At 68.8% G+C, this 26,940-nt stretch carries 23 protein-coding genes and 2 tRNA genes; 15 read left to right on the top strand and 10 right to left on the bottom strand.

Features of this window, described 5'->3' with window-relative positions:
- Positions 1 to 308 precede the first annotated feature (308 nt).
- From gyrB to ACZ56U_RS08245, 4 genes are all read left to right on the top strand, one after another.
- Positions 309 to 2,372 carry a DNA topoisomerase (ATP-hydrolyzing) subunit B gene (gene gyrB / locus ACZ56U_RS08260; RefSeq protein WP_469083224.1) on the top strand — a complete coding sequence of 688 codons (2,064 nt, stop codon included), beginning with the start codon at positions 309 to 311 and terminating at the stop codon, positions 2,370 to 2,372.
- A 42-nt stretch (positions 2,373 to 2,414) separates the two neighbouring features.
- Positions 2,415 to 5,009 carry a DNA gyrase subunit A gene (gene gyrA, locus ACZ56U_RS08255; protein WP_469083223.1) on the top strand — a complete coding sequence of 865 codons (2,595 nt, stop codon included), beginning with the start codon at positions 2,415 to 2,417 and terminating at the stop codon, positions 5,007 to 5,009.
- A 17-nt stretch (positions 5,010 to 5,026) separates the two neighbouring features.
- The gene (locus ACZ56U_RS08250; protein WP_469083222.1) at positions 5,027 to 5,815 is read left to right on the top strand and encodes a DUF3566 domain-containing protein; all 789 of its coding nucleotides are present in this window, start codon (positions 5,027 to 5,029) and stop codon (positions 5,813 to 5,815) included.
- Positions 5,816 to 5,951: 136 nt separating this feature from the next.
- Positions 5,952 to 6,028: transfer RNA gene (locus tag ACZ56U_RS08245), tRNA-Ile, on the top strand.
- Positions 6,029 to 6,334: 306 nt separating this feature from the next.
- Here ACZ56U_RS08245 and ACZ56U_RS08240 read toward each other — a convergent pair.
- A complete protein-coding gene (locus tag ACZ56U_RS08240) occupies positions 6,335 to 6,694 on the bottom strand; it encodes a DUF6344 domain-containing protein (RefSeq protein ID WP_469083221.1) in 360 nt (119 codons plus the stop codon).
- Between the two features lie 339 nt (positions 6,695 to 7,033).
- Here ACZ56U_RS08240 and ACZ56U_RS08235 point away from each other — a divergent pair, with 339 nt between their 5' ends.
- Both ACZ56U_RS08235 and ACZ56U_RS08230 read left to right on the top strand, forming a co-directional pair.
- Positions 7,034 to 7,162 (top strand): DLW-39 family protein, encoded by a 129-nt coding sequence (locus tag ACZ56U_RS08235; protein ID WP_003999697.1) that lies wholly within the window; start codon positions 7,034 to 7,036, stop codon positions 7,160 to 7,162.
- Between the two features lie 116 nt (positions 7,163 to 7,278).
- On the top strand, positions 7,279 to 8,598 hold the full coding sequence (locus tag ACZ56U_RS08230; RefSeq protein ID WP_469083220.1) for a hypothetical protein: 1,320 nt from the start codon (positions 7,279 to 7,281) through the stop codon (positions 8,596 to 8,598).
- Between the two features lie 81 nt (positions 8,599 to 8,679).
- Here ACZ56U_RS08230 and ACZ56U_RS08225 read toward each other — a convergent pair whose 3' ends face one another.
- Both ACZ56U_RS08225 and ACZ56U_RS08220 read right to left on the bottom strand, forming a co-directional pair.
- Positions 8,680 to 10,431 carry a serine/threonine protein kinase gene (locus ACZ56U_RS08225; protein WP_469083219.1) on the bottom strand — a complete coding sequence of 584 codons (1,752 nt, stop codon included), beginning with the start codon at positions 10,429 to 10,431 and terminating at the stop codon, positions 8,680 to 8,682.
- Positions 10,432 to 10,749: 318 nt separating this feature from the next.
- Positions 10,750 to 11,298: a helix-turn-helix domain-containing protein gene (locus ACZ56U_RS08220; protein ID WP_109497163.1), complete on the bottom strand. Its 549-nt coding sequence runs from the start codon at positions 11,296 to 11,298 to the stop codon at positions 10,750 to 10,752.
- Between the two features lie 182 nt (positions 11,299 to 11,480).
- On the opposite strand from ACZ56U_RS08220, the gene ACZ56U_RS08215 reads away from it, so the two are divergent.
- Positions 11,481 to 11,553: transfer RNA gene (locus tag ACZ56U_RS08215), tRNA-Ala, on the top strand.
- Positions 11,554 to 12,029: 476 nt separating this feature from the next.
- Here ACZ56U_RS08215 and ACZ56U_RS08210 read toward each other — a convergent pair.
- Positions 12,030 to 12,731 carry a DUF5324 family protein gene (locus ACZ56U_RS08210; RefSeq protein WP_469083218.1) on the bottom strand — a complete coding sequence of 234 codons (702 nt, stop codon included), beginning with the start codon at positions 12,729 to 12,731 and terminating at the stop codon, positions 12,030 to 12,032.
- A 369-nt stretch (positions 12,732 to 13,100) separates the two neighbouring features.
- Here ACZ56U_RS08210 and ACZ56U_RS08205 point away from each other — a divergent pair, with 369 nt between their 5' ends.
- Positions 13,101 to 13,634 carry a peptidylprolyl isomerase gene (locus tag ACZ56U_RS08205; protein WP_469083217.1) on the top strand — a complete coding sequence of 178 codons (534 nt, stop codon included), beginning with the start codon at positions 13,101 to 13,103 and terminating at the stop codon, positions 13,632 to 13,634.
- A gap of 154 nt (positions 13,635 to 13,788) precedes the next feature.
- Entirely contained in the window at positions 13,789 to 14,700 is a 912-nt protein-coding gene (locus ACZ56U_RS08200) for a rhomboid family intramembrane serine protease (protein WP_469083216.1), read from the top strand.
- 231 nt (positions 14,701 to 14,931) lie between these two features.
- Here the strand turns inward: ACZ56U_RS08200 and crgA are convergent, their stop codons facing one another.
- Positions 14,932 to 15,186 carry a cell division protein CrgA gene (gene crgA, locus ACZ56U_RS08195; protein WP_059194346.1) on the bottom strand — a complete coding sequence of 85 codons (255 nt, stop codon included), beginning with the start codon at positions 15,184 to 15,186 and terminating at the stop codon, positions 14,932 to 14,934.
- A 141-nt stretch (positions 15,187 to 15,327) separates the two neighbouring features.
- Between crgA and ACZ56U_RS08190 the strand changes: the two genes are divergently transcribed.
- From ACZ56U_RS08190 to ACZ56U_RS08165, 6 genes are read left to right on the top strand one after another with little or no spacing between them, the layout of a single operon-like run.
- Positions 15,328 to 16,107 carry a DUF881 domain-containing protein gene (locus tag ACZ56U_RS08190; RefSeq protein WP_469083215.1) on the top strand — a complete coding sequence of 260 codons (780 nt, stop codon included), beginning with the start codon at positions 15,328 to 15,330 and terminating at the stop codon, positions 16,105 to 16,107.
- Between the two features lie 19 nt (positions 16,108 to 16,126).
- The gene (locus tag ACZ56U_RS08185; RefSeq protein WP_469083214.1) at positions 16,127 to 16,807 is read left to right on the top strand and encodes a class E sortase; all 681 of its coding nucleotides are present in this window, start codon (positions 16,127 to 16,129) and stop codon (positions 16,805 to 16,807) included.
- A 17-nt stretch (positions 16,808 to 16,824) separates the two neighbouring features.
- Complete coding sequence (locus ACZ56U_RS08180) at positions 16,825 to 17,022, top strand: hypothetical protein (protein ID WP_469083422.1); 198 nt, start codon at positions 16,825 to 16,827, stop codon at positions 17,020 to 17,022.
- A complete protein-coding gene (locus ACZ56U_RS08175; protein ID WP_469083213.1) occupies positions 17,019 to 17,657 on the top strand; it encodes an aminodeoxychorismate/anthranilate synthase component II in 639 nt (212 codons plus the stop codon). The genes ACZ56U_RS08180 and ACZ56U_RS08175 overlap by 4 nt, the downstream gene beginning before the upstream one ends.
- Positions 17,654 to 18,724, top strand: coding sequence for a class E sortase (locus tag ACZ56U_RS08170; RefSeq protein WP_469083212.1), 1,071 nt, complete (start codon positions 17,654 to 17,656; stop codon positions 18,722 to 18,724). The genes ACZ56U_RS08175 and ACZ56U_RS08170 overlap by 4 nt, the downstream gene beginning before the upstream one ends.
- Positions 18,725 to 18,738: 14 nt before the next feature.
- A complete protein-coding gene (locus tag ACZ56U_RS08165) occupies positions 18,739 to 19,473 on the top strand; it encodes a class E sortase (RefSeq protein ID WP_469083211.1) in 735 nt (244 codons plus the stop codon).
- A gap of 55 nt (positions 19,474 to 19,528) precedes the next feature.
- Here ACZ56U_RS08165 and ACZ56U_RS08160 read toward each other — a convergent pair whose 3' ends face one another.
- From ACZ56U_RS08160 to ACZ56U_RS08140, 5 genes are all read right to left on the bottom strand, one after another.
- A complete protein-coding gene (locus ACZ56U_RS08160; protein ID WP_469083210.1) occupies positions 19,529 to 19,981 on the bottom strand; it encodes a hypothetical protein in 453 nt (150 codons plus the stop codon).
- A 209-nt stretch (positions 19,982 to 20,190) separates the two neighbouring features.
- Positions 20,191 to 22,206, bottom strand: coding sequence for a Stk1 family PASTA domain-containing Ser/Thr kinase (gene pknB / locus ACZ56U_RS08155; RefSeq protein WP_469083209.1), 2,016 nt, complete (start codon positions 22,204 to 22,206; stop codon positions 20,191 to 20,193).
- A 169-nt stretch (positions 22,207 to 22,375) separates the two neighbouring features.
- Positions 22,376 to 23,845: a peptidoglycan D,D-transpeptidase FtsI family protein gene (locus tag ACZ56U_RS08150; RefSeq protein ID WP_469083208.1), complete on the bottom strand. Its 1,470-nt coding sequence runs from the start codon at positions 23,843 to 23,845 to the stop codon at positions 22,376 to 22,378.
- Entirely contained in the window at positions 23,842 to 25,293 is a 1,452-nt protein-coding gene (locus ACZ56U_RS08145) for an FtsW/RodA/SpoVE family cell cycle protein (RefSeq protein WP_469083207.1), read from the bottom strand. Before ACZ56U_RS08145 ends, ACZ56U_RS08150 begins: the two co-directional genes overlap by 4 nt.
- Before the next feature lie 27 nt (positions 25,294 to 25,320).
- Positions 25,321 to 26,886 carry a Stp1/IreP family PP2C-type Ser/Thr phosphatase gene (locus ACZ56U_RS08140; protein WP_469083407.1) on the bottom strand — a complete coding sequence of 522 codons (1,566 nt, stop codon included), beginning with the start codon at positions 26,884 to 26,886 and terminating at the stop codon, positions 25,321 to 25,323.
- Positions 26,887 to 26,940 lie beyond the last annotated feature (54 nt).

Genomic DNA, 26,940 nt, shown 5'->3' with positions numbered 1-26,940 from the left:
CGCGCGCGGCCGCGAACACCTACCTGACTCCCAAGTAGCCAAGGGTTGACAGTCCGAAGCGCTGAGTGCCTCCGTGAGCCTCTTGGAGCCCCGCTCCGTATATGGGGACCCGGCGGAGGAGGATTCAGGGCGGCACATGAGGACTCAGGTACCGGCAAACCCCCATCACTGTCGGCGCTACCGGTAGACTGGAAGCCAATCCCGCCCCACTCGTGGGGACCGTCCGGGACAAGCTGAGCAACGCTGATCAAGGCTTACCAACGCAACATGCCGCAGCCGCTCCGGCAACCCGCCGAAGAGCTTGGCTCGTGCTGTGCCAGAAAGGGCGCTTCGTGGCCGATTCCGGCAACCCCAACGAGAACATCCCGTCCACCGACGCCGGCAAGAAGCACGAGGTCACCGCCTCGTACGACGCCAGCGCCATCACCGTCCTCGAGGGCCTGGACGCGGTTCGCAAGCGACCCGGTATGTACATCGGCTCGACCGGCGAGCGCGGCCTGCACCACCTCGTGCAGGAGGTCGTCGACAACTCCGTCGACGAGGCGCTGGCCGGGCACGCGGACACCATCGACGTGACGATCCTCGCCGACGGCGGTGTGCGCGTCGTCGACAACGGCCGTGGCATTCCGGTGGGCATCCACCCCGTCGAGAAGAAGCCGGCCGTCGAGGTCGTGCTGACCGTGCTGCACGCGGGCGGCAAGTTCGGCGGCGGCGGCTACGCCGTCTCCGGTGGTCTGCACGGCGTCGGCGTCTCCGTGGTGAACGCGCTGTCCACCAAGCTGTCCGTCGACATCAGGACCGACGGCTACCGCTGGACGCAGGACTACAAGAGCGGTGCCCCGACCGCTCCGCTGGAGCGCCACGAGGCCACCACCGAGACCGGCACCACGGTCACCTTCTGGGCCGACCCGGACATCTTCGAGACGACCGTCTACTCCTTCGAGACGCTCTCGCGGCGCTTCCAGGAGATGGCGTTCCTCAACAAGGGCCTGCGCATCAACCTCACCGACGAGCGTGAGTCGGCGAAGGCCACCGCGGGTGCCGACGAGGCGGGCGAGGACGAGAAGTTCGAGGTCAAGACCGTCTCGTACTACTACGAAGGCGGCATCGTCGACTTCGTGAAGTACCTCAACTCCCGCAAGGGAGACGTGGTGCACCCCTCGATCATCGACCTCGAGGCCGAGGACAGGGAGCGCAACCTCTCGCTCGAGGTCGCGATGCAGTGGAACAGCGGCTACACCGAGGGCGTGTACTCGTTCGCCAACATCATCCACACGCATGAGGGCGGTACGCACGAAGAGGGCTTCCGCGCGGCGCTCACCAACCTGATCAACAAGTACGCGCGCGACAAGAAGCTGCTGCGGGAGAAGGACGACAACCTCACGGGTGACGACATCCGCGAGGGTCTGACGGCGATCATCTCGATCAAGCTGAGCGAGCCGCAGTTCGAGGGCCAGACGAAGACCAAGCTGGGCAACACGGAGGCGAAGACCTTCGTGCAGAAGGCCGTCTACGAGCACCTCAACGACTGGCTGGACCGCAACCCGCTGGAGGCCGCGGACATCGTCCGCAAGGGCATCCAGGCGGCCACCGCGCGCGTGGCGGCCCGCAAGGCGCGTGACCTGACGCGTCGCAAGGGCCTGCTGGAGTCGGCGTCGCTGCCGGGCAAGCTCTCCGACTGCCAGTCGAACGACCCCACCAAGTGCGAGATCTTCATCGTCGAGGGTGACTCCGCCGGCGGTTCGGCCAAGTCCGGCCGCAACCCGCAGTACCAGGCGATCCTCCCGATCCGAGGCAAGATCCTCAACGTCGAGAAGGCGCGGATCGACAAGATCCTGCAGAACCAGGAGATCCAGGCGCTGATCTCGGCCTTCGGCACGGGTGTGCACGAGGACTTCGACATCGAGAAGCTCCGCTATCACAAGATCATCCTGATGGCGGACGCCGACGTCGACGGCCAGCACATCTCCACCCTGCTGCTGACCTTCCTGTTCCGCTTCATGCGGCCGCTGGTCGAGGCCGGGCACGTGTACCTCTCCCGTCCCCCGCTGTACAAGATCAAGTGGGGTCGGGACGACGTCGAGTACGCCTACTCCGACCGCGAGCGGGACGCGCTGATCGAGATGGGCCGCCAGCGCGGCAAGCGCGTGCGTGAGGACTCCATCCAGCGCTTCAAGGGTCTCGGCGAGATGAACGCCGAGGAGCTGCGCATCACGACGATGGACCAGGAGCACCGCGTCCTCGGCCAGGTCACCCTGGACGACGCCGCCCAGGCCGACGACCTGTTCTCGGTCCTCATGGGCGAGGACGTCGAGGCCCGCCGCGCCTTCATCCAGCGCAACGCCAAGGACGTCCGCTTCCTCGACATCTGAGTCGGTCTCAGCTGACCGCACCAGGAAGGATCTTCACCAGCAATGGCCGACGAGAACACCCCCGTCACCCCTGAAGAGGGCGGCGTCATCGCCCAGCGTGTCGAGCCCGTCGGGCTCGAGACGGAGATGCAGCGCTCGTACCTGGACTACGCGATGTCCGTCATCGTGTCCCGCGCGCTGCCGGACGTCCGGGACGGCCTCAAGCCCGTCCACCGCCGCGTCCTGTACGCGATGTACGACGGCGGCTACCGCCCCGAGCGCGGCTTCTACAAGTGCGCGCGCGTGGTCGGCGACGTGATGGGCAACTACCACCCCCACGGCGACAGCTCCATCTACGACGCCCTGGTGCGCCTCGCCCAGTCCTGGTCGATGCGCATGCCGCTCGTCGACTCCAACGGCAACTTCGGCTCCCCGGGCAACGACCCGGCGGCAGCCATGCGCTACACCGAGTGCAAGATGGCGCCGCTGTCGATGGAGATGGTCCGCGACATCGACGAGGAGACCGTCGACTTCACGGACAACTACGACGGCCGCTCCCAGGAGCCGACCGTCCTGCCCGCCCGCTTCCCGAACCTGCTGATCAACGGCTCGGCCGGTATCGCGGTCGGCATGGCGACCAACATCCCGCCGCACAACCTGCGCGAGGTCGCGGCCGGCGCCCAGTGGTACCTGGAGAACCCGGAGGCCTCTCACGAGGAGCTCCTGGACGCCCTCATGGAGCGCATCAAGGGCCCCGACTTCCCGACCGGCGCCCTGGTGGTCGGCCGCAAGGGCATCGAGGAGGCGTACCGCACGGGCCGTGGCTCGATCACCATGCGGGCGGTCGTCGAGGTCGAGGAGATCCAGAACCGCCAGTGCCTGGTCGTCACGGAACTGCCGTACCAGACCAACCCCGACAACCTCGCGCAGAAGATCGCCGACCTGGTCAAGGACGGCAAGATCGGCGGCATCGCGGACGTCCGCGACGAGACCTCCTCGCGCACCGGTCAGCGCCTGGTCATCGTGCTGAAGCGGGACGCGGTCGCCAAGGTGGTGCTGAACAACCTCTACAAGCACACCGACCTTCAGTCGAACTTCAGCGCCAACATGCTGGCGCTCGTCGACGGCGTCCCGCGCACCCTCTCCCTGGACGCGTTCATCCGCCACTGGGTGACGCACCAGATCGAGGTCATCGTCCGCCGTACGAAGTTCCGACTGCGCAAGGCCGAGGAGCGGGCGCACATCCTGCGCGGCCTGCTGAAGGCCCTGGACGCCATCGACGAGGTCATCGCGCTGATCCGGCGCAGCGACACCGTCGACATCGCGCGCACGGGCCTGATGGAGCTCCTGGAGATCGACGAGATCCAGGCCAACGCCATCCTCGAGATGCAGCTGCGCCGCCTCGCCGCCCTGGAACGCCAGAAGATCATCCAGGAGCACGACGAACTCCAGGCCAAGATCCGCGAGTACAACGAGATCCTCGCCTCCCCGGTCCGTCAGCGCGGCATCGTCAGCGCGGAACTCGCCGCGATCGTCGAGAAGTACGGCGACGACCGCAAGACCATGCTGGTGCCCTACGACGGTGACATGTCCATCGAGGACCTCATCGCCGAGGAGGACATCGTCGTCACGGTCACGCGCGGCGGTTACGTCAAGCGCACCAAGACCGTCGACTACCGCGCCCAGAAGCGCGGCGGCAAGGGCGTGCGCGGCACGAAGCTCAAGGAAGACGACATCGTCGACCACTTCTTCGTGTCCACCACGCACCACTGGCTGCTCTTCTTCACCAACAAGGGCCGGGTCTACCGGGCGAAGGCGTACGAGCTCCCCGACGCCGGCCGGGACGCGCGTGGACAGCACGTCGCCAACCTGCTGGCCTTCCAGCCGGACGAGGCGATCGCCGAGATCCTGGCGATCCGCACCTACGACGTGGCGCCGTACCTGGTGCTCGCGACAAAGGGCGGTCTGGTGAAGAAGACGCCTCTGAAGGATTACGATTCGCCGCGCTCCGGCGGTGTCATCGCGATCAACCTCCGGGAGACGGAGGACGGTTCGGACGACGAACTGATCGGAGCCGAACTCGTCTCCGCCGAGGACGATCTGCTTCTGATCAGCAGGAAGGCCCAATCGATCAGGTTCACCGCTACGGACGAAGCACTGCGCCCCATGGGCCGTGCGACCTCGGGTGTCAAGGGCATGAGTTTCCGTGAGGGGGACGAGCTGCTCTCGATGAATGTTGTTCGACCCGGTACGTTCGTGTTCACTGCCACAGACGGCGGGTACGCGAAGCGGACCGCCGTCGACGAATACCGCGTCCAGGGTCGCGGCGGCCTCGGCATCAAGGCCGCCAAGATCGTGGAGGACCGTGGTTCCCTCGTCGGCGCGCTGGTGGTCGAGGAGACCGACGAGATCCTCGCCATCACGCTGGGCGGCGGTGTGATTCGTACGCGAGTCAACGAGATCAGGGAGACGGGCCGTGACACCATGGGCGTCCAACTGATCAACCTGGGCAAGCGCGATGCCGTCGTCGGTGTCGCACGTAACGCCGAGGCGGGACGCGAGGCGGAGGAAGTCGAGGGCGTTGACGCCGTCGACGAGACCGCCGAGGGTGCCGCGACCACCGGCACGGACGAGGGTGAGGCGCCCTCGGCCGAGTAGCACGAGGAGTGAGTCACGTGAGCGGAGCCACGGGCGCCGGACCGTCCAGTACCCCTTCCGGTACGGACACGGACGGCGGCGGCCGTGGCTCCGCCGCGCGCGCGACAGATTCGCACACGACCCAGCTCAAAGCGATCAAGTCACCCGCGAAGGACTCACCCTCGCGCGACACACCTGGATCACAGGGGGGAACTGTGACGGACACCCGAGGCCCGCAGACCCAGCAGTACGCGGCCGGCGCGGGCTCGGCTGCTCCGGGCGCACAGCCGCACCAGCAGCCTTCGGGCGAGGCGCCGGCGCCGTCCCCGTTGCCGGGGGAGCGCGGGCCGCAGCAGGCCTCCGAGCCCTACCACCCGCCACAGGCCTACCCGGCGCAGGCCGCCGCCTCCACGGGCGCCGTACGCCGCCCGCGCACCGGCGCGCGCACCACGCCACGCACCCGCAAGGCGCGGCTGCGGGTGGCCAAGGCCGACCCGTGGTCGGTGATGAAGGTCAGCTTCCTGCTCTCCATCGCGCTGGGCATCTGCACGATCGTGGCGGCCGCGGTGCTGTGGATGGTCATGGACGCCATGGGCGTCTTCTCGACCGTCGGCGGCACGATCTCCGAGGCGACCGGCTCCAACGAGTCGAACGGCTTCGACCTGCAGTCCTTCCTGTCGCTGCCGAACGTCCTGATGTTCACGACGATCATCGCGGTCATCGACGTCGTCCTCGCGACGGCGCTCGCGACCCTCGGCGCGTTCATCTACAACCTCTCCGCCGGCTTCGTCGGCGGTGTCGAGCTGACGCTCGCCGAGGACGAGTGACGAACGCGCTCCATTAACTGCGATCGCCGACTCAAACCTGCGGTCTGGGCCCCTTCGGGAACCGATTTTGGGACTGCCCATGTCGTGCGCTAATCTTCAGGAGTCAGCGCGCGGGACACACACCGCAGAGCGCGGCGGGGCTATAGCTCAGTTGGTTAGAGCGCATCCCTGATAAGGATGAGGCCACAGGTTCAAATCCTGTTAGCCCCACCAGCACGAAGACCCTCAACCGGTAGCGGTTGGGGGTCTTTGGCGTCCCAGGCCTGCTTCAGTGGCCGGCGGCGCGGTCCCGGGGTAGTGGTGGGGCGACGCTTCCCGGCTGGGGTGTCATGTAAGTGCCCCTGAGCCAAGCCGCATGATCCATGCGGCTTGGCTCACGAGCCCGCGCTCATCGAGTGGGCCGGAGACGCCGCAGCACGAACGCCCCCGGTCTGATCGACCGGGGGCGTTCGTCTGGGCCGTAGTCGGCGTGTACGCAAGTTCGCCTGTACGTCGTGGAGTGGAGGTAAGGGCGCGCCGTCAGCGCTGGAGAGGCGTGGCTGGCTCGGCGGGAGCGGTGTCGGCGTTCTCCTCGCAGGAGGCGTCGGAGAGTTCCGTGTCCGCGTCAGTGTCCGCGGGCGGGCGGTGGCGGCAGCTGGGGGTCTTGCCGTGGGCCTCGGCCAGGATGCGCTGTTTCATCGTGGGGGGCAGGGCCCTGGTGAAGGTCCAGGACCACAGGGCGGGTGCCGGTGTCGTGGCCTCCGCGGTGCTGTTGCGGGTCTGCTCGGTCTGCGGTACCGCCGCGGCGGCGGTGGTGGTGATGAGTCCGAGCGTCGTGCACAGCGCCAGGAAGGCGGTGACGACGGCGATCCACAGCTTCATGACCTTGTTCTGGGCCATGGCCCCTCACTTTCGGGTTGGGCGATTTGCGTACTTTCCTCATGATGTGTATGAGCGCCGCGAAATCACGGACCGACGCCCATGGCGCGTCGATCTTCAGATGAACAACACTCGGATGGGTGCAAGGAGCCCGAAAAGCGGAGGAGAAGGGATGAGAAGACCCAAATCCACCGTCCGTGCGGGTGTGATCACCCTCCGATCGGACCGGTGTCATCCGCTTCTACTGCGGTACTCAGGGCGGTAGTTGAGGGGGCTGACACAGGTCACCGATCGGTATCGGCCGGTGTGTATAGTCGGGCGCCAGAGGTCCCCTACGTCAAGGAAAGACGAGGTCGCACGGTGAAGAAGCTTCTGCTGGTCGCACTGGCCGCCATCGGCGGGCTCCTCGTGTACCGCCAGATCCAGGCGGATCGCGCCGAGCAGGATCTGTGGACGGAGGCGACTGACTCCGTGCCCACGGGTTCGTGAGCACCGACATACGGTTCTGAACAGACCCCGGCCGCCCTCGCGGTCGGGGTTTTGTGTTGCGCGAGACGCGGCCGGGCAGGATGAGCCACGGCCAGGCGACGGCGAGGGGGCGCGTGATGGGGCGGCGTACGGTGCGCGTGCGGGGGCGGCGGCGTACGGCGTGGTGGCGCGGCGTGTGCGCGGCCGCCCTGGGAACGGCCCTGGCCGTGCTGGTGCCGGGGCGGGCCGCGCTGGCTGCGGATACGCCCCCTCCCTACGCGTTCGCCCCCGGCACCGGCTCGGTGACCGGCGCCGCGACCACCACGGACGCCCGGCGCCTCGACCTGGGCGAGACGTACCGGAGCACGCTCCCGGCGGGCGGCAAGCTCTACTACGCCCTCGCACTCGACGACACGTCCGACGCGTACGTCTCCGTCGCCGCCGTCCCGCGCGCGGATGCGACGGTTTCCCCCACCGCGGGCATCAGGGTGTCCCTCCAGAACGCCGACAGCCGCTCCTGCTCCAGCGAGAGCACCTACTTCGGGGCGAGCCGCAGCCCACGGCCGATCGTCGCCTGGGGAGCACGTGAGAGCTTTTCCCAGCGGACCTCCTGCCAAGGCGGCGGCGCGTACTACGTGCTCGTCGAGCGCCTCGACGGAGCGGACGCGTCGCCGGACGCCTGGGAACTGGAACTGACGCCGGTCTCGGAGCCCCGCCTGGAGCGGGCCGTCGGCACGAGGGCACCCGAGGAATGGGACTCAGCGCCCCCGCAGCCCCCGACGAGCGCCGCCGTACGACGCCCGGGCAGCGCCGGATTCGACGAGGCCGCCCCTCTGGGGCACGGGGTCTGGAGCGCCGACGTCCGGCCCGGACAGACTCTCTTCTACGCGGTGCCGGTCGGCTGGGGGCAGCAGCTCCACGTCACCGCCGAACTCGGCAGCACGACACGCGGCGGCTATGTGGCCGGTGCCCTCACCACGTCGCTGTTCAACCCCGCGCGCGTGCCCGTCGACGACGTGGCCCTCGGCTACAGCGGCACGCAGAAGACGGGCTCCCTCGCCCCCCTGCCTCCGGTCGAGTACGCCAACCGCTACGCCAACTCCGAGCAGGTGGGCGCGATGCGGTTCGCCGGCTCGTACTACCTCGCCGTCCACCTCTCCGCGCGGATGGCCGAGAAGTACGGCGACCAGTCGTACGGCGTGACACTGCGGGTGCGGATCGACGGTACGGCCGGGGCGGCGCCCGCTTATGCGGGGCAGTCCGAGCCGCGCGGCCTCTTCGACGTGGCGGCGCGGGGCGGGGAGGTGGCGTCCGGAGGCGGGGCCGCGGGCGCGGGGGGTGACGCGGTGATGAAGGCGCTCGCCGTGGCGGGGATCGGCGGCGGGAGTCTGGTGCTGGTGGTGCTGGGGGCGTGGACGGCGGCGGCTCGGCGGAGGGGGGCCGGGGTCGCCGGGTAGGGGCGGTGTACCCGGTCCCCGTCTGCATGGGTCGCCGGGTGTTCCTCAGGCGTGCGCGGGTGCGCCGGCGTGGGCCAACGCTCAGATGCGTGTCAGAGCCCAGAAGCCCACGACGTAACAGACCAGCGCGAGCAGCAGCAGGGGGACGACCACCTTGGCCGGAGGGCCGGGTCGACGCCGTGCCCTGCGCGCCGCCGCTCTCCCGGTGGCGTGTCGCGCACTTTCCCGGCCCGGAGGCGGAACCTGCGGGACCTGAGCGGTGTACGAAGCAGTAGAGGCATCGGCGCGCCGGAGCGCCGGGGGCGAGACGGGCGGGGTCGGGTAGGGCGGCGCCTGCGGACGGGGGGAGGGCAGGACATGCGTGGGGTCGTGCGGGGAGATGTGGGGGGAGCCCTGGACGGGCTCGTGCAGCGCGCCTTGCTGTGTCTGGGGCGGTGCCTGGGGGCGTGGTCGCTGTGCCTGGGGGGAGGATCCGGTGGCCTGTGGGGGCGGCAGAGGGAAGCTGCCGGTGTCCGACATGCTGGGCGGCCGCGCGGCGCCCGAGGCCTCGGCAGGGGAGGCCGGCGGGCGCGGCTGGTCACCCGTGCGGGGGTCATCGGGCGGTACGGCCCCGGGGGCATGGCCCCGACGCGGATCGGCCGGAACGGAACCGGTTCCGGGCGGTACGACCTCGGGAGCGTGGCCCCGACGTGGATCGCCTGGAACGGAACCTGTGCCGGGCCAGCCGGAGCCGGAGTCGCCGGTCTGCCTGAAGGGCCCGGACGGCCGGGCCGGTGCCGGGGGTCCCGGTGGCGCGGAGGGGTCCGGTCCGGGTGGCCCGGGGGCTCTGGACGCGCCGGGGGAGCCGAGGTGCCCGGCGGGTCCGGACGGTGTCCGGGAGCCCGCACCCGACCCGGTGTCCCCCCATCCCGGCGCGGCGCCGGTGGACCCCGTCCGCACCCCCGGTGCGAGTTTGAGCGGTCCCCGCGGTCCGTATCCCGGTGGCAGGGGCCCCAGTTGGTCGAAGATCTCGATCAACTCGTCGTCGGGGCCGGGCTCCGGCAGCAGCTCCACGGCCGCGGCGAGCGCCTTGCGCGCCCCCGTGGCGGTGCGGAACCGCGCCTGCGGATCCGGCTGCACCAGCGTGGCCACGACCTGCCACAGCGGCTCGGGGATGCCCTGGGGGGCGCGTGGCGTCCCGTGCGCGGCGAAGTACTGCACGAGTGCCTTGGCGTCCGGCTTGGCGCCCTGCAGGAGATACAGCGCCACCAGCCCGACCGCGAACAGATCGGCGGGGAAGTCCGGTTCGGAGCCCATCATCTGCTCGGGCGAGATGTACCCCGGCGTCCCCACCACGAGGTTGGTCTCCGTCAGCCGCGGCTCCCCCAGCCGCATCGCGATACCGAAGTCGGACAGCCGCAGCCTCGGCCGGCCCGTACCGGTCGCCTCCAGCAGCACGTTGGCGGGCTTGACGTCCCGGTGCACGACATCCTCCGCGTGCACCGCGGCCAGCCCCGACAGGAGCTGGTCGAGCAGCGTGCAGACGAACGAGGGCGGCAGAGGTCCGTAGTCCCCGACCAGGTGGACCAGCGAGCCACCGCCGACCAGGTCCATGGTGAACAGGACCTTGTCGTCGTCGGCGGCCCAGCTGGCGGGTGCGAGGACATGGGGGTGGTCGATCCGCAGCGCCTGCTCACGGACGAAGCGCAGCAACGAGTGCGCGTCGCTCTGCTGCAGCACCTTGGCGGCGACATAGCGACGGCGGCGGTGGTCCCAGGCGCGCCAGACCGCGCCCACACCACCGCGTCCGATCGGGTCGACGAGTTCGTACCGGCCGGCGAAGACCTCACCCATGGCTGTGCGTCGCCCCTCCCCCTTCGGTCTGCCCTTTGCCTCCCCCGCCACGCGCGGTACGACTCCCGCCGTACCGCGTCGGGACGGGTGAGACGAGCGACACCGCTGACGCCGCTTCCCGGCGAGTGGCACGCCTGACCCCGCTCCCCGGCGAGCGGCACGGCCCGTTTCCCGGACCGGCGGGTGACACGCCCCCACGTGCCCCGCCGGACGAGTCACGGCCCCGTGTCCGTGCCGGCGCCGCGCGAAGTGCTCGCGCGCCCCGCTCACGGCCGGTCGGCCCGGCTGCCGAACCCCCTTCGGTGACCGGGCCGCGGGTCAGCTCTGGTGGGACTGGTAGTGCGTGACCGCGTCGGAGGTGCGGCCCGCGCCGTAGACCCGGAGGAACTCTGCCAGTTCCGGATGGGTCGGGGCGAGGGTGTCCGCCGCGTCGATGATGTCCCCCGCGGCGGCGACCGAGCGCAGCAGCGACTGGATCTCGCGGACGACCCGCTTGACCGTCGGCGCTCCCGAACTGCTCGTCGTGGTGGTGGCGTTGCTGAGCACCGAGCCCCCCTGGGACTTCTTGATCTCGTCCATCCGCTCGGTCGCCTCGGCCGCGCTGACGCTGCCGTCCGCGACCTGTCCCGCCAGGTCCTGGAGCAACTGCACCCGCTGGACCACGGCCGGATTTCCGATCTTCGCCCGCTGACCGCTCATCAGCTGCGACAGCATCGGCGCGGACAGTCCCAGCACCCCCGCGAGACGAGCCTGGTTGAGACCAAGATCGTCGATGAGCTTACGGAAGAGCGCCCCCAGCGGCTCCCCGTACCAGTTCCGCTGCAGTTCCCGCGCTCTCGCGGTCGCTTCCTGCTGTGCGGCGTCCATTGCGTCTCCCCATCGCTTCCCCAAATACCGTGGTTCGCTGTAGCGAACCACGCCGAGCATCTTACGGAGAGTGGTCGTGCATCGGGACCCCCAATCTTTTTGCGAGATACCGGGGGCGACCCGGTACTCTGGTCTGCGACGCCCGCCGGTATGAGTCACTTCCGGTCGGACGTTCCTCTTCCGGGGCCTTAGCTCAGTTGGTAGAGCGCTGTCTTTGCATGGCAGATGTCAGGGGTTCGACTCCCCTAGGCTCCACACCTCGGACCGGCCAGTCGCCCTCGTGGCGGCTGGCCGGTCTTCGCATGTGCCGGTTTTTCACGCGCCGGACGCGCCCCCGGGGCAGGTGTGGACGAGAGAGGTCCCCGGAGGTGACGTGGCTCACTCCGGGCCCATAGGGGCGTTGCAGTTATTTGCGCAAACGCGGAGACGCGCGTAGCGCACCAGCCCGCCGCGTCCATGCGCGAGGAGTCGGCGGAGTCTGGGATTCCGCTGGTGGAGGCCTTGTGGGGACTGACGTGAGCACGCACTTGTCACCGGCGCGACGCTCTCCGTCAACCCGACTCGTGCGGAACGTGCACACCTGGGGCGTTGCAAACGTCATCGTGAGTGCACAGGGCAAGCATCCGCCCAGTGTGCAGCGCAAGCATGCGCCGTTCCACGTGAAACATCGCTGTGGGGCAGGAGACCCTCAAGTCTCCTGCCCCACAGCGATGTTCGGAGCGCGTCGGACGTCACCGACGGTCGTCGCGGTCGGCAGCCTCCTCCTCGGCCTCCTTGACCTGGACCTCGGGGTCGAGCACGGACTGGCCGCTGCCGTCCACCGACGTCAGCCGGGGCGACTCCGGGACCTCCGTCGCGGCGGGCGGCTCGACCAGCCAGTCGGGGTTGGCCTGCTTGTCCCACCACTTCCAGGCGGCGTAAGCACCGCCCGCGACGACACCGGCGATCGCCAGCGCCTTGGCGAGACGGCCGGCCCGCGCGCGGCGGTTGTGCTTGCGGACCAGCTTCTCGATCTCCTTGGGCGAGACCTGGCCGCGCAGCGCGAGCAGCGCGGCCGCGCCGCGGGCTGCGGCCTCGTCCTTGACCGGCGTGGCCGCGGCCACGGCCTGCTCGATCCTCGGACGTGAGTAGTCGGCGGCCTGCCGGGCAGCCTTGCGGGTGCGGACGGCAGCTTCATGGGCGGCGTGGTCGACCTTCGGCGGCACATGCGTCAGGGCCTGCTCCACGCGCGGCGCGACATACGCGCCGTACTGGACGCGGGCCTGCTCGGCTGCCAGCGACACCTTCGGCGCGAGCCGTACGCGTGCCTCCTGTGCGTAGTGGGCGGCCCTGTCCTTGGCCGTGTCGGCGTAGGGCGCCACCACTTCCGCGGCGTGCAGCACGCTGTCCTTCGCCGAACCGGTCGCGGCGCGCACGCTGTCAATGCGGGTCACGGGAATCCTCCTCCTCGGTGGCGTACGGTATTTCGACTTTCCACCCTTTTACGGATCATGCCTCGCAACCGCGTGTCGGGCATGCGCGGACAGGCATCCGGGTCATGGGCGCTGACGCCGAACCCTCTCCGATCAAGCATGGCTGAAGAGCGATCACATGCAATAGCGGATGAATACAGGGCAACGGGAGCTTGTCGTCGACAATGCCACGGATCGTCGCTGAGCGCTCCCGGCCCGGGATTACTCGACCGGTTTTCTGCCCGCGCCGAGCCGAGACAGTCCTCGCGGACGGGTGACGGGTGACGGGCGCCGGGAGGCACGGGCCGTGCGAGGATCGGTGGGTCACAAGAAGACAACGGAAGGCAGCACGTGGCTGAGCAGCTCTACGCCACCCTGAAGACCAACCACGGCGACATCGAGCTCCGGCTCCTGCCGAACCACGCGCCGATGACGGTCAGGAACTTCGTCGAGCTCGCCAAGGGCGAGCGGGAGTGGACGAACCCCACCACCGGCGAGAAGTCCGCGGCCAAGCTCTACGACGGCACGGTCTTCCACCGGGTGATCAGCGGCTTCATGATCCAGGGCGGTGACCCGCTGGGCAACGGCACCGGCGGCCCCGGCTACCAGTTCAAGGACGAGTTCCACCCGGACCTCTCCTTCGACCGGCCCTACCTGCTGGCCATGGCCAACGCCGGGCCGGGCACGAACGGCTCGCAGTTCTTCATCACCCTCGGTCCCACGACGTGGCTGAACCGCAAGCACACCATCTTCGGCGAGGTCACCGACGGAGCCAGCCAGAAGGTCGTCGACGCCATCGCGGGCACGCAGACCAACCCGCGCACCGACCGGCCGCTCAACGACGTCGTCATCGAGTCGGTCGTCGTCGAGACCCGCCAAGGCTGATCACCGGCTCCCACCGGCCGCCGAGGTCCCCGAGCCGTCGGCCGGACAGGCCGGCTCCCGTCGGCACCGGGCCCCGCACAGGGAACCAAACGCCCCGCTCGTCCGTAAGGAGGGGCGGGGCGGTTTCACTGCATACGACGACTTAGGGGACCCCATGGACCAGGCGCCAGGCAGCCCGCAGGGCCCGGAGGACCAGGGCGCCCGGCCCGCCCAGGGTCTGCCGGGCTGCTACCGCCACCCGGACCGTGAGACCGGCATCAGCTGCACCCGCTGCGAGCGCCTGATCTGCCCGGAGTGCATGGTCAGCGCGTCCGTCGGCTTCCAGTGCCCGGAGTGTGTCCGCGGCGGCTCCGGCACCGGTCACCGCCCCGACGCCGCCATGCCCCGCACCCTGGCCGGCGGCACGATCGCGGCCGACCCCCGGCTGGTCACCAAGATCCTGGTCGGGATCAACCTCGCCGTCTTCATCGCCGTCCAGGCGTCCCCGTCACTGGTAAGCGACCTGTTCCTCATCGGCGCCTGGCCGCCGGCGCCGTTCGCGCCCACCGAGGGCGTCGCGGGCGGGCAGTGGTACCGCCTGGTCACCTCGATGTTCACCCATCAGGAGATCTGGCACATCGCCTTCAACATGCTGAGCCTGTGGTGGCTCGGCGGCCCCCTGGAAGCCGCCCTCGGCCGGGCCCGCTACCTCGCGCTCTACCTCGTCTCGGGACTCGTCGGCAGTGTCCTGGCCTACCTTCTGGAATCCCCGACCACGGCCACCCTCGGCGCCTCGGGCGCCATCTTCGGCCTCTTCGGGGCCACCGCCGTCCTGATGCGCCGGCGCAACCACGACCTGCGGCCGATCATCGCGCTGTTGGTGATCAACCTGCTCTTCACCTTCAACCCCATGGTCGACATCTCCTGGCAGGCCCACATCGGCGGCCTCGCGGGCGGCCTCGTAGTCGGCTACGCCATGCTGCACGCCCCGCGCGAGCGCCGTTCCCTGGTCCAGTACGGCACCTGCGCCCTGGTGCTCGCCGTGGTCGTCGTACTGACGCTGGTGAGGACCGCACAGCTCACCTGAGCTGGGGTTGTCCACAGTGGGTGGCGGAGCCTGTGCGTACGGTGCGGGAACAGCTGTGCCCCCTGTCACTGGCCGGAGTTTCCGCAGGTCAGGCAGGGGGCGAACGAGCTTTCGAGCACCGGTGTGTCAGTCGTACCGGCGTCAACAGCTGAAGGGTTATCCACAGATCGTCTGTCTTTTCCCCAGTGTGGATAACGCTGTGGATAACTCAGTGGATAGCTTGGGGCAGAGCTACTTCCACTGGGTGGAGACGCCGAATCCGGCGGCGATGAAGCCGAAGCCCACCACGATGTTCCAGTTGTCCAGCGCGTCGATGGGCAGCGACCCGTCCGTCACATAGAAGACGACGATCCAGGCCAGCCCGATGACGAACAGGGCGAGCATGACGGGCGCGACCCAGGCGCGGCTGTTCAGCTTGATGCTGGTCGCCTGCTTTGCCGGCGGCGGCGTGTAATCGGCCTTCTTGCGGATACGTGACTTCGGCACGAGGGTCTCTCCTGTCGATGCGCTGCGTGGCCGCGCAGGTAACTAGGTGGGGCTCGGGGCAGCGTACAAGGGGACACTGAGTGCTCCCCCGGGCGTCCGTTAGCGTAGTGCTTCCGCGGCGCCGAAGGAGATAAGGGTACGTTGAGCAATTCTGCCGACTCCCCCGGGACGGGATCCAGCCCTGCCCGCAGGCGAGGTTTCCGGCCCGTGCGGCTGCTCACGGTGGCCGTCTTCGCTCTCGCGGGACTCATCTTCTTCACCAGCTTCAACACGGCCAAGGGCACCAACATCCGCACGGACGCCTCGCTGCTCAAACTCTCCGACCTGATCCTGGAGCGCAGTCACAAGAACGGTCAGCTGGACGAGACCAACGGCGCCCTCAGGGAGGACGTGGAGGCGCTGGCCGAGCGGGACGACGGCAGCACCAAGGCCGAGGACGACAAGCTGGCGGCGCTGGAGAAGCAGGCGGGCACGCAGCAGCTGAAGGGCGAGGCGATCAGCGTCACCCTCAACGACGCCCCGCCGGACGCCACCGCCAAGCTCCCCGGCTATCCCGAGCCGCAGCCGGACTACCTGGTCATCCACCAGCAGGACCTCCAGGCCGTGGTGAACGCGATGTGGCAGGCCGGCGCCAAGGGCATCAAGGTCATGGACCAGCGGCTGATCTCCACCAGCGCGGTGCGCTGCGTGGGCAACACGCTCATCCTCCAAGGCCGGGTCTACTCGCCGCCGTACAAGATCACGGCGATCGGGGACCCGGAGCGGCTGAAGACATCGCTCGCGGCGAGCAAGGCCATCCAGAACTACATGGTCTACGTCAACGTCTACGGCCTCGGATGGAAAGTCGAGGACGAAGGAGCGGTGACTCTGCCCGGCTACTCGGGCACAGTGGATCTGCAGTACGCCAAGCCCGTGGAGTAGGCCTCTTCTGGAGCCGCCGGTGCGTGTCGTCGTCAGGACCGTCAGCGAACTCTGCATCACCGCCGGCGCGCTCATCGTGCTGTTCGTGGCCTACGTGCTCTTCTGGACCGGCGTGAAGGCCGACGACGTCATGGGCGACCAGATCGACCAGTTGCAGGACCAGTGGGCCAGGAAGAGCGTGCAGCCGTCGGCGGGCACCTCCGCGGGGGCGCCGGAGCCCACGGCGTACCGGAGCGGGAAGCCCTTCGCGATCATGTACATCCCGCGGCTTGGTTTCACGTGGAACAAGCCCGTGCTGGAAGGCACGGCGGTCGGCACCCTCAAGAAGGGGCTCGGGCACTACGCGCGGACCGCGCGGCTCGGGGAGACGGGCAACTTCTCGGTGGCCGGTCACCGGCGCACGTACGGCGATCCCTTCAAGGACTTTCCCCGGCTGCGGCGCGGGGACGCGGTGGTGCTCACCGACGGGACGACCTGGTTCACGTATCGGATCGACAAAGGGCCTTACAAAACCGTGCCCACGGACGTTGAGGTGATCGATCCTGTGCCACGTAAGTCGGGGTACACGCGGTCGGGCCGCTACCTCACGCTGACCACGTGCGATCCGGAATGGGGCCACAGCCACCGGCTGATCGTCTGGGCGCATCTGGACTCCACACAGCCTGTGGAGAAAGGGAAGCCCAAGGCGCTGCGCCGTTAGTCTGGTGGCTGTACGGCGTGAGTCTGGTGCCGTGGTGCGACGGAAGGGACGGCATGTACGGCTGGATCTGGCGGCATCTGCCGGGTAACGCGTGGGTGAGGGCACTGCTCTCACTCGTGCTGGCGCTCGCAGTGGTCTATGTCCTCTTCCAGTACGTCTTCCCGTGGGCCGAACCGCTGCTGCCTTTCAACGATGTGACGGTGGACAACCAGTGAGTGCGCGGATTCTCGTCGTCGACAACTACGACAGCTTCGTCTTCAACCTGGTGCAGTACCTGTACCAGCTGGGCGCCGAGTGCGAGGTGCTGCGCAACGACGAGGTGTCGACGGCGCACGCCCAGGACGGCTTCGACGGCGTGCTGCTGTCGCCCGGCCCGGGGACGCCGGAGGAGGCGGGCGTCTGCATCGAGATGGTCCGCCACTGCGCGTCCACCGGCGTGCCGGTCTTCGGCGTGTGCCTCGGGATGCAGTCCATGCAGGTGGCCTACGGCGGCGTCGTGGACCGTGCGCCGGAGCTGCTGCACGGCAAGACCTCCCTGGTCGAGCACGAGGGCAAGGGTGTCTTCGCCGGTCTGCCGACGCCCTTCACGGCGACGCGCTACCACTCGCTCGCGGCCGAGCCGGGGACGGTGCCGGCCGAGCTGGAGGTGACCGCGCGGACGCACGACGGGATCATCATGGGCCTGCGCCACCGTGAACTGCGTGTCGAGGGCGTGCAGTTCCACCCCGAGTCGGTGTTGACGGAGCACGGCCACCGGATGCTGGCCAACTGGCTGGTGGAGTGCGGCGACCAGGGTGCGGTGGCGCGGAGCGCGGGGCTGGCCCCGGTGGTGGGCAGGGCCTCGGCGTGACCGCACTGCGCCCCGAGCGCGAGTCCGGGACCTCGTACGGGGAGCAGTCGTACGAGGACACCGGTGCGCTCGGGGAGTGGCATGCGGGCCGTTCGTACCCCGATGGGCCTTTTGTCCCGCCTCTCGACGACGAGACGGTGGCGCTGCGGATACCGGAGCCGCCGCCGACCCGAATAGACGGGCCGGGAACGGCCTCTGACGCCTCATCCGCCACGGGAGCCACCGGAACCCCTACCGGCGGCCGTGCGGCCCGGAGAAAGGCCGCCAAGCGGCGTGGCGGGCGCCACGGAGGCCACGCGCGGCCCTCCTCCGAGCCGACCGAGCCTCCGCAGGAGAGGAAGTCGTCCGCGCCGCTCTCCCGGGTCGAGGCCCGGCGGCAGGCCCGCGCGCGCAAACCCAGCGCGGGTGTGCTGGCGAGCCGCGCGATCGGCGAGGTGTTCATCACCACCGGTGTGCTGATGCTGCTGTTCGTCACCTACCAGCTGTGGTGGACCAACGTGCGGGCGCACGCGCAGGCCGGCAAGGAGGCGAGCAGCCTCCAGAACGAGTGGGCGAGCGGGCAGCGGGCGCCGGGCGAGTTCGAGCCGGGGCAGGGGTTCGCGCTGCTGCACATTCCCAAGCTGGACGTGGTCGTGCCGATAGCGGAGGGCATCAGCAACAAGAAGGTGCTCGACCGGGGCATGGTCGGGCACTACTCCGAGGGACCGCTCAAGACGGCGATGCCGAGCGCGAAGACCGGGAACTTCGGGCTCGCGGGGCATCGGAACACCCATGGTGAGCCGTTCCGGTACATCAACCGGCTCAGCAAGGGCGACGAGATCGTCGTGGAGACGCAGGACGACTACTTCGTCTACAAGATGACGTCGTCGCTGCCGGTGACGCCGCCGAGCAACACGAGCGTGCTGAACCCGGTTCCGCCGCAGTCCGGGTTCACCGAACCGGGCCGTTACATCACCCTGACGACCTGCACGCCGGAGTTCACCAGCAAGTACCGGCTGATCGTCTGGGGCAAGATGGTCGAGGAACGGCCGCGCAGCAAGGGCAAGCCGGATGCGCTCGTCCAGTAAGGGCAGATGAAACAGTGGCAGCGACCACGGAGCAGCACGAGGTCACCGAACCGGCCCCCGCCCCGCGTCGGCGCCGTATGGGCCGGATCGCCATGGCGGTCAGTGTCTTCGGTGAACTCCTCATCACGGCGGGGCTGATCCTCGGCCTGTTCGTCGTCTACTCGCTGTGGTGGACGAACGTCGTCGCCGACCGCGCGGCGGGCAAGCAGGCCGACAAGGTCCGTGACTACTGGGCCCAGGACACCGGGCCGGGTGCGCTGAACACGAAGAACGGCATCGGCTTCCTGCACGTCCCCGCGATGAGGAACGGCGAGGTCCTGGTCGAGAAGGGCACGTCGGCGAAGCAGCTCAACGACGGTGTCGCCGGTTACTACACCGACCCGGTCAAGGCGACCCTGCCGATGACCGGCAAGGACGGCAACTTCTCTCTCGCGGCCCACCGCGACGGCCACGGCGCCCAGTTCCACAACATCGACAAGATCGAGAAGGGCGACCCGATCGTCTTCGAGACGAAGGACAAGTGGTACGTCTACAAGACGTACGCGATCCTTCCCGAGACCTCGAAGTACAACGTCAAGGTGCTCGGCGCGATCCCCAAGGAGTCGGGGAAGAAGAAGGCCGGCAAGTACATCACCCTGACCACCTGCACGCCGGTGTACACGAGCCGGTACCGGTACGTGGTGTGGGGCGAGCTGGTGCGGGTGGAGAAGGTCGACAGCGAGCGGACACCGCCGAGGGAACTGCGCTGACGCCGTCGTGCCCCCGGTTCGGCACCGGGGGCACGGCCTGCGGGTGATCAGACGGTCAGCAGTGCACCGCGAGCGTGACCAGCTGGGCCAGCGAGGAGCCGGACGGGTTGTGGATGACCCCGTTCAGCTTGATGCAGCGGTTCGCGGAGCCCGTGACCTGGCGGGGTCCGGCGTACGTGATGTAGTTGCCGGAGTCGGAGTCGTACTGGTCCGAGGCGCAGGACCGGCCGGCCACGCTGCCGGCGGCGCAGCGGTCGATGAAGATGGCCATGTGCTTGCGGGTACCGAAGTAGGTGTCCACGGTGACGGCGCAGTTGGTGCCGCCCTCCGCGGTGCTGTAGTAGAGGTAGACCACGCCGTACTTCACGCCGTTGCTGGTCTTGACGTCGTAGGTGTCGATCAGGTTGCCGGAACAGCCGTAGCCCGCGGCGCTCGCGGTGGGGGCCATGACGAGTCCGCCGACGAACAGCGCCAACGTGGCGAGCAGCGTGGAGATGGTCTTGCGCATGCCGAATCTCCTGGAGATGAGGGGGGTGTGCACGACAAATGCACCGTGAAGATATGTGGGGCCCCCGGGGGCGGCAAGATCGTCAACTCGGTGGAAAACCAGGCGAGGTGACCCATGATCGCCTGTGATCTACGACACCTGACGTCAGGAAAGGGCTGAGCCCCGGCATCCCTCACGGGTACCGGGGCTCAGTCGCTCGGAGCGTCGGATCAGTCCTCGGTGCGGGCCGCGGTTCCGGTCACGCCGCCGAAGAAGCCGCCGCCGTCGCCGCCGTTGTTGCCACCGTTGTTGTTCTGCTGGGCGATGGCGGCCAGGTTGACCGTGGTGCCCTTGGGCACTGTGGAGCCGGGCTGCGGATCCTGGGTGAAGACGATGGCGTTCTCGTCCTGGGAGCCGGTGACGTTGACCGACAGACCTCGATCCTCGAGGGCCTTGCGGGCGTCCTTCAGCGTCTGCTGGATCACCGACGGCACCTGGACCTGCTCCTGGGCCTTCTTCTTGCCCAGGTGGATCGTCACCGTCGAGCCCTTGTCGACCGAGGCGCCGATCTGCGGGTCGGTGCTGATGACCTTGTCGACCAGGTTGCCGTCGTCGGTCTCCGTGTCGGTCACGCAGTTGCCGGTGAGGTTGCTCTCCGTCATCCGGGCCTTGGCCTCGTCACAGCTGAGCTTGCTGACGTCCGGGACCGTGGACTTCTGGATCTCCGTGGCGACGGTCAGGGTGATCGTCGTGCCCCGTTCGACTTCCTTGCCGAAGACCGGGTTCTGGTCGAGGACGGAGCCCGTCGGCTCTGTGGACTCCTTCTCCTTCTTCTTGACCTTCAGCCCGAAGTCGTCGCCCTCCAGCTTCTCCCTGGCGTCGTCGAACTGGTCGCCGATGACGCTGGGGACGGAGACCTTCGGGGCGCCCGTGGAGACCACCAGGTTGACGATCGACTGCTTGTCGACCTTCAGGCCGCTCTCAGGGTCCTGGCTGCAGATCTTGCCCTTGGGCTGGTTCTCGCAGGTCTTGCTGGTGAAGGACAGCTTCAGGTCGCTGTTCGTCGCCATCCGCTCGGCGTTGTCCTTGGTCTCGCCGATGAAGACGGGCACCGCCACCTGGTCGTCCGCGCTGTCGTTCCCGCTGAACGCCCACTTGCCGATCAGGATCGCGCCGATCAGGACCAGCACGGCCGCGACGACCAGCAGGATCGTCGAGGTGTTGTTCTTCTTCGGCTGGCGGCGGCGGTCCGGGCGGTCGTCGTAGCCGTAGCCCCCGTCGTCCGGGTTCATGGGCGGGAGCATGGACGTGGCGCCGGCGTCCGTGGAACGCAGGGCGGTGGTCGCCTGGTCGTCGGGGTAGGCGCCGTAGCCGACCGAACCCATCGCCGCGGTGGCCGCCACCGGCTGGCCGTCCAGGCACGCCTCGATGTCGGCGCGCATCTCGTCGGCTGACTGGTAGCGGTAGTTGGGGTCCTTGACCAGGGCCTTGAGGACGATGGCGTCCATCTCGGGCGTGAGCTCGGGGTCGAAGACCGACGGGGGCTGCGGCTCCTCGCGGACGTGCTGGTAGGCCACGGCCACGGGGGAGTCGCCCACGAAGGGCGGCCGTACCGTCAGGAGCTCATAGAGGAGGCAGCCCGTCGAGTAGAGGTCGGAGCGCTGGTCGACCTGCTCGCCCTTCGCCTGCTCCGGCGAGAGGTACTGGGCCGTACCGATGACCGCCGACGTCTGGGTCATCGTCATGCCGGAGTCGCCCATGGCGCGGGCGATGCCGAAGTCCATGACCTTGACCTGGCCGTTGCGCGTGAGCATGACGTTGGCCGGCTTGATGTCGCGGTGGACGATGCCGGCCCGGTGGGAGTACTCCAGGGCCTGGAGGATGCCGATCGTCATCTCCAGCGTGCGCTCCGGCAGCAGCCGGCGGCCGGAGTGCAGCAGCTCACGGAGCGTGGAGCCGTCGACGTACTCCATGACGATGTACGGGATCGAGACCCCGTCGATGTAGTCCTCGCCCGTGTCGTAGACCGCGACGATCGCGGGATGGTTGAGCGAGGCGGCCGACTGGGCCTCCCGGCGGAACCGGGCCTGGAAGGACGGGTCGCGCGCGAGGTCCGCGCGCAGCGTCTTCACCGCCACGGTGCGGCCGAGGCGGGTGTCATGCGCGAGGTATACCTCCGCCATGCCACCACGACCGAGCACCTGGCCCAGCTCGTACCGGCCGCCGAGGCGACGCGGCTCTTCCATAGCTACCTACCAGCCCTCTCCGTCGGTCCCGACCGGCACTGGTGTGCGGTCGGAGGCTGCCGTCCGGGCCTACCGTACCCGGCTGGCTTTGTGTGACCTGGCCAAGCCCGTCACCCGATACAGGACCGGTATCGCAACGTGCACCGATGTGAGGGGGACGTGATCGGGGTCACTTCTTGGAGTTGATGACCGCCTCCATCACGCTCTTCGCGATCGGGGCCGCGAGGCCGCCGCCGGAGATGTTCTCGCGGACGGCGTCCTCGTCCTCGACGACCACGGCCACGGCGACCGGGGAGCTGCCGTCGCTGAGCTTGGCGTACGAGATGAACCAGGCGTAGGGGTTCTTGCTGTTGTTCTCGCCGTGCTGGGCGGTACCGGTCTTGCCGCCCACCGTGACGTCGTCGATCTGGGCGGCCTTGCCGGTGCCGTCCTTGACGACGGTCTCCATCATCGACTGCAGGATCTGCGCGTTCTTCGCGGACAGCGGCTCGCTGTACGTCTCCGGGTCGGTCTTCTCGATGACGTCGACGTTGCTGGCCTGGAGCTCGTCCACCATGTACGGCTTCATGAGGGTGCCGTTGTTGGCGACCGCGGAGGCGACCATGGCCATCTGCAGCGGGGTCGCGGCGGTGTTGAACTGGCCGATGGAGGAGAGCGCGACCTGCGAGTCCTCCATGTCGTCGGAGAAGACGGAGGCGCTGGAGCGCACCGGCGTGAACTGCTCCTCGGTGAAGCCGAACTTCTTCGCCTCGTCCAGCATCTTCTCGTTGCCGAGGTCGTAGCCGACCTTGCCGAAGACGGTGTTGCACGAGTACTGCAGGGCGACCCGGAGAGTGGCGTTCTCGCAGGGGATCGTGCCCTCGTTCTTCAGTTCGGTCCGGGTGCCGGGCAGCGTCCAGGGCAGCGGCGACTTGGTCTTCTCGTCGGCCGAGTCGTACAGGCCGTTCTCCAGCGCGGCGGCCGCGGTGAGGACCTTGAAGGTGGAGCCGGGCGGGTAGACCTCGCGCAGCGCGCGGTTGAGCATGGGGTCGTCGGGGTTGTTCTTCTTGTCCAGCGCCTTCCAGGTCTTCTCGTCCGACTCGCCGCCGCCCGCGATCTTTCCGGGGTCGTACGACGGGTAGGAGGCCAGCGCCAGGATCTTGCCGGTGGCCGGTTCGAGGGCGACGACGGCACCCTTGCCGCGCTCCTTGAGGCCGTCGTACGCGGCCTTCTGGGCGGCGCCGTTGAGGGTGGTGACGACGTTGCCGCCCTCCTTCGGCTTGCCCGTGACCATGTCGAGGGTGTTGCGGAAGAACAGCCGGTCGTCGTTGCCGGTGAGGATGCCGTCCTCGAGGTACTCCAGCTGGTTGGCGCCGTACGCCTGGGAGACGAACCCGGTGACGGGCGCCCACATGGGGCCGTCCTTGTAGGTGCGCTTGTACTTGAAGTCGCCCGAGGTCTCGCTGTAGCCGGTGATGGCCTTGCCGTCGACGATGATGTCGCCGCGCGGGCTGGCGTACCGCTCGATGGCGACCCGGCGGTTGGCGGTGTCGGTCCGCAGCTCGTCGGCCTTGACGTACTGGAGCCAGTTGTCCCGGACGAGCAGGGCCAGGACGAGGAGCCCGCAGAAGATCGCGATCCGGCGCAGGGGCTTGTTCATGACGGGCGGACCACCTGGGTCATCTCGGCGTCGGGGTTGGGTGCGGGGGCGGGCGCGGGGCGGCGGGCGGTGTCGCTGATGCGCAACAGGATGCCGATGAGGGCCCAGTTGGCGATCACGGACGAACCGCCGTAGGCCACGAACGGCAGCGTCATACCGGTCAGCGGGATGAGGCCCATGACACCGCCGGCCACCACGAAGACCTGGAGCGCGAAGGCGCCGGACAGGCCGATGGCCAGCAGCTTGCCGAACGGGTCCCGGGCCGCGAGGGCCGTGCGGACACCGCGCTCGACGATCAGCCCGTAGAGCAGCAGGATCGCCATGACGCCGGCGAGGCCCAGCTCCTCGCCGAAGGTGGCGAGGATGAAGTCGGAGTTGGCGGCGAAGCCGATGAGGTCGGAGTTGCCCTGCCCGAGACCGGTGCCGAGGGTGCCGCCGGAGCCGAAGGCCCACAGGGCCTGCATGGCCTGCTCGGAGTGGACGATGCCGTCCTGGACGCCGGAGCGGCTGAGCTCGAACTCGTGCATCGGGTCGAGCCAGGCCTGCACACGGGTCTGGATGTGCGGCTCGAAGCTCGCCACGCCGACCGCGCCGACCGCGGACATCAGCAGACCGAAGACGATCCAGCTGGTCCGCTCGGTGGCGACGTACAGCATGATGATGAACATCCCGAAGAACAGCAGGGATGTACCGAGGTCGGTCTCGAAGACCAGGATGAGGATCGACATCACCCAGACGACGAGGATCGGACCGAGGTCGCGGCCGCGCGGCAGGTACAGGCCCATGAAGCGACGGCTGGCCAGGGCCAGGGCGTCTCTCTTGACCATGAGATAGCCGGCGAAGAACACCGCGAGGGCGATCTTCGCGAACTCACCGGGCTGGAGCGTGCCGAGGCCGGGGATCTTGATCCAGATCTTGGCGCCGTAGGTGGGAGCGCTGATGCCGGGGATCAGCGGCAGCACCAGGAGGAGCATGGCTCCGGCCATGGAGATGTACGTGTAGCGCTGCAGGACGCGGTGGTCCTTGAGGAAGATCAGTACGACCACCAGCAGGGCGACGCCCATCGCCGAGTACAGCAGCTGGCGCGGTGCCGCCTCGACGAAGGTGTTGCTCCGCTGCAGGCGCTTGGACTGGTCCAGGCGCCAGATGATGACCAGGCCGAGCCCGTTCAGCAGGGTGGCCAGCGGGAGCATCAGCGGGTCCGCGTACGGCGCGAACTTCCGGACGACGAGATGGCCTACGCCGGCCAGCAAACTGAGACCCAGGCCATAGCCCAGCAGTCCGGCCGGCAGCTCGTCGTTGATGGCCAACCCGACGTTGGCGTAGGCGAAGACCGGGATGACCACGGCGAACACCAGCAGCGCGAGCTCGGTGTTGCGTCGGCTCGGGGTGCCGATGGAGCCGATCGTGGACGTGTGGTGCGTCGACGTGTGGGAAGTACTGCTCATCGTGTGACGGGGCCTCTCACGGCTTGCCTACTGCGTTCCGCACTGCGAGACGACCTTCTGCTCTTCCTCCGAGAGAGTGGGGCCGGGGCTGGGAGTGGGAGCGGTCGGGGTGGCGGAAGCGGTCGGGGACGGTGAGGAAGAGGTGGACGGGGTCGGTGACGCCTTGGACGTGAGGGAGGTCCGGGTGGTTCCCGTGGTGCCTCCGGCCTCGCCCTCGCCGGTCTTGGAGTTCTGCTTGCTCTCGGCTGCCTGCTGCTCGGCGCGCTTCTGGCACGCGGCGGCCTGCACCGAGAGTTCGTCGATCTTCTTCTGGGCGGTCTTGAGATCGCCCTCGGCGATGGTGCCCTCGACGAGCTTCTGCTGGTACGGCGGCAGGTACTTGAGTTCGATCTCGGGGTGGTCCTTGGAGACCTTCGACAACGACACCCAGGCCAGGTCCTGGCTGATGCCGCGGTACAGGGCCACATGCCGACCGTTGGCGCCCACGTAGTACTGGGTCTGGGTCCAGCGCCAGCCGCCGTAGAGGCCACCGCCGATGACGCCGAGGGCGAGCGCGATGTAGAAGGATCTCTTCAGCCACGTGCGGCTCTTGCGCGGCTTGACGAAGTCCTCGTCGCCGTAGTCGCCGAAGCCGTCGGTCGGGATGAACCCGGTCACGTCGCCGGAGCCGGGCGGACCGAACTCGCCCCCGCCCCGTCCGGGCGCCTGACGGCCGAGCCCGGAGGCGCGGCCCGCCGGGGTCTGCATCAGGCCCGGGTCGTGCAGGTGGTTCTGGTTCTCGGCGACCGCGCCGACCACCACGGGGACGTCGGACAGCTGGCCCGCGAGGGTGTCGCCGGTGTCGAGGTCGAGGACGTCGGCGACGATGACCGTGATGTTGTCGGGGCCGCCACCGCGCAGCGCGAGCTGAATCAGCTCCTGCACGGTCTCCTGGGGGCCCTGGTAGCTGGCGAGGGTGTCTTCCAGCGTCTGGTGCGAGACGACGCCGGAGAGGCCGTCGGAGCAGATCAAGTACCGGTCGCCGGCACGGACTTCACGGATCGACAGGTCCGGCTCGACATGCTCGCCGCTGCCCAGCGCGCGCATCAGCAGGGAGCGCTGCGGGTGGGTGGTGGCCTCTTCCTCGGTGATCCGGCCCTCGTCGACCAGGCGCTGCACCCAGGTGTGGTCCTGTGTGATCTGGGTGAGGACGCCGTCGCGCAGCAGGTACGCGCGCGAGTCGCCGACGTGGACGAGGCCGAGGCGCTGTCCGGTCCACAGCAGGGCGGTGAGCGTGGTGCCCATGCCCTCCAGCTGGGGGTCCTCCTCGACCAGGGCGCGCAACTGGTCGTTGGCACGCTGGACGGCGGTGCCGAGGGAGGTGAGGACGTCGGAGCCGGGCACGTCGTCGTCGAGGGCGACGATGGTGGAGATGGCCTCGGAGGAGGCGACCTCACCGGCGGCGGCGCCGCCCATGCCGTCGGCGATGGCGAGCAGGCGGGGACCGGCGTATCCGGAGTCCTCGTTGCCCTCCCGGATCATGCCTTTGTGCGATCCGGCGGCGAAGCGCAGTGACAGACTCATGCGCACCTCGCCCGTCGGCTCCGGGTACATCCGCACGGTGCCCACCCTCCGGTCGGGAGCGCGCCGGGACCCGGGGTGGGGGCC

Source organism: Streptomyces sp. NPDC034103, assembly GCF_055575395.1.
This window is presented reverse-complemented; position numbering and strand designations above follow the sequence as displayed.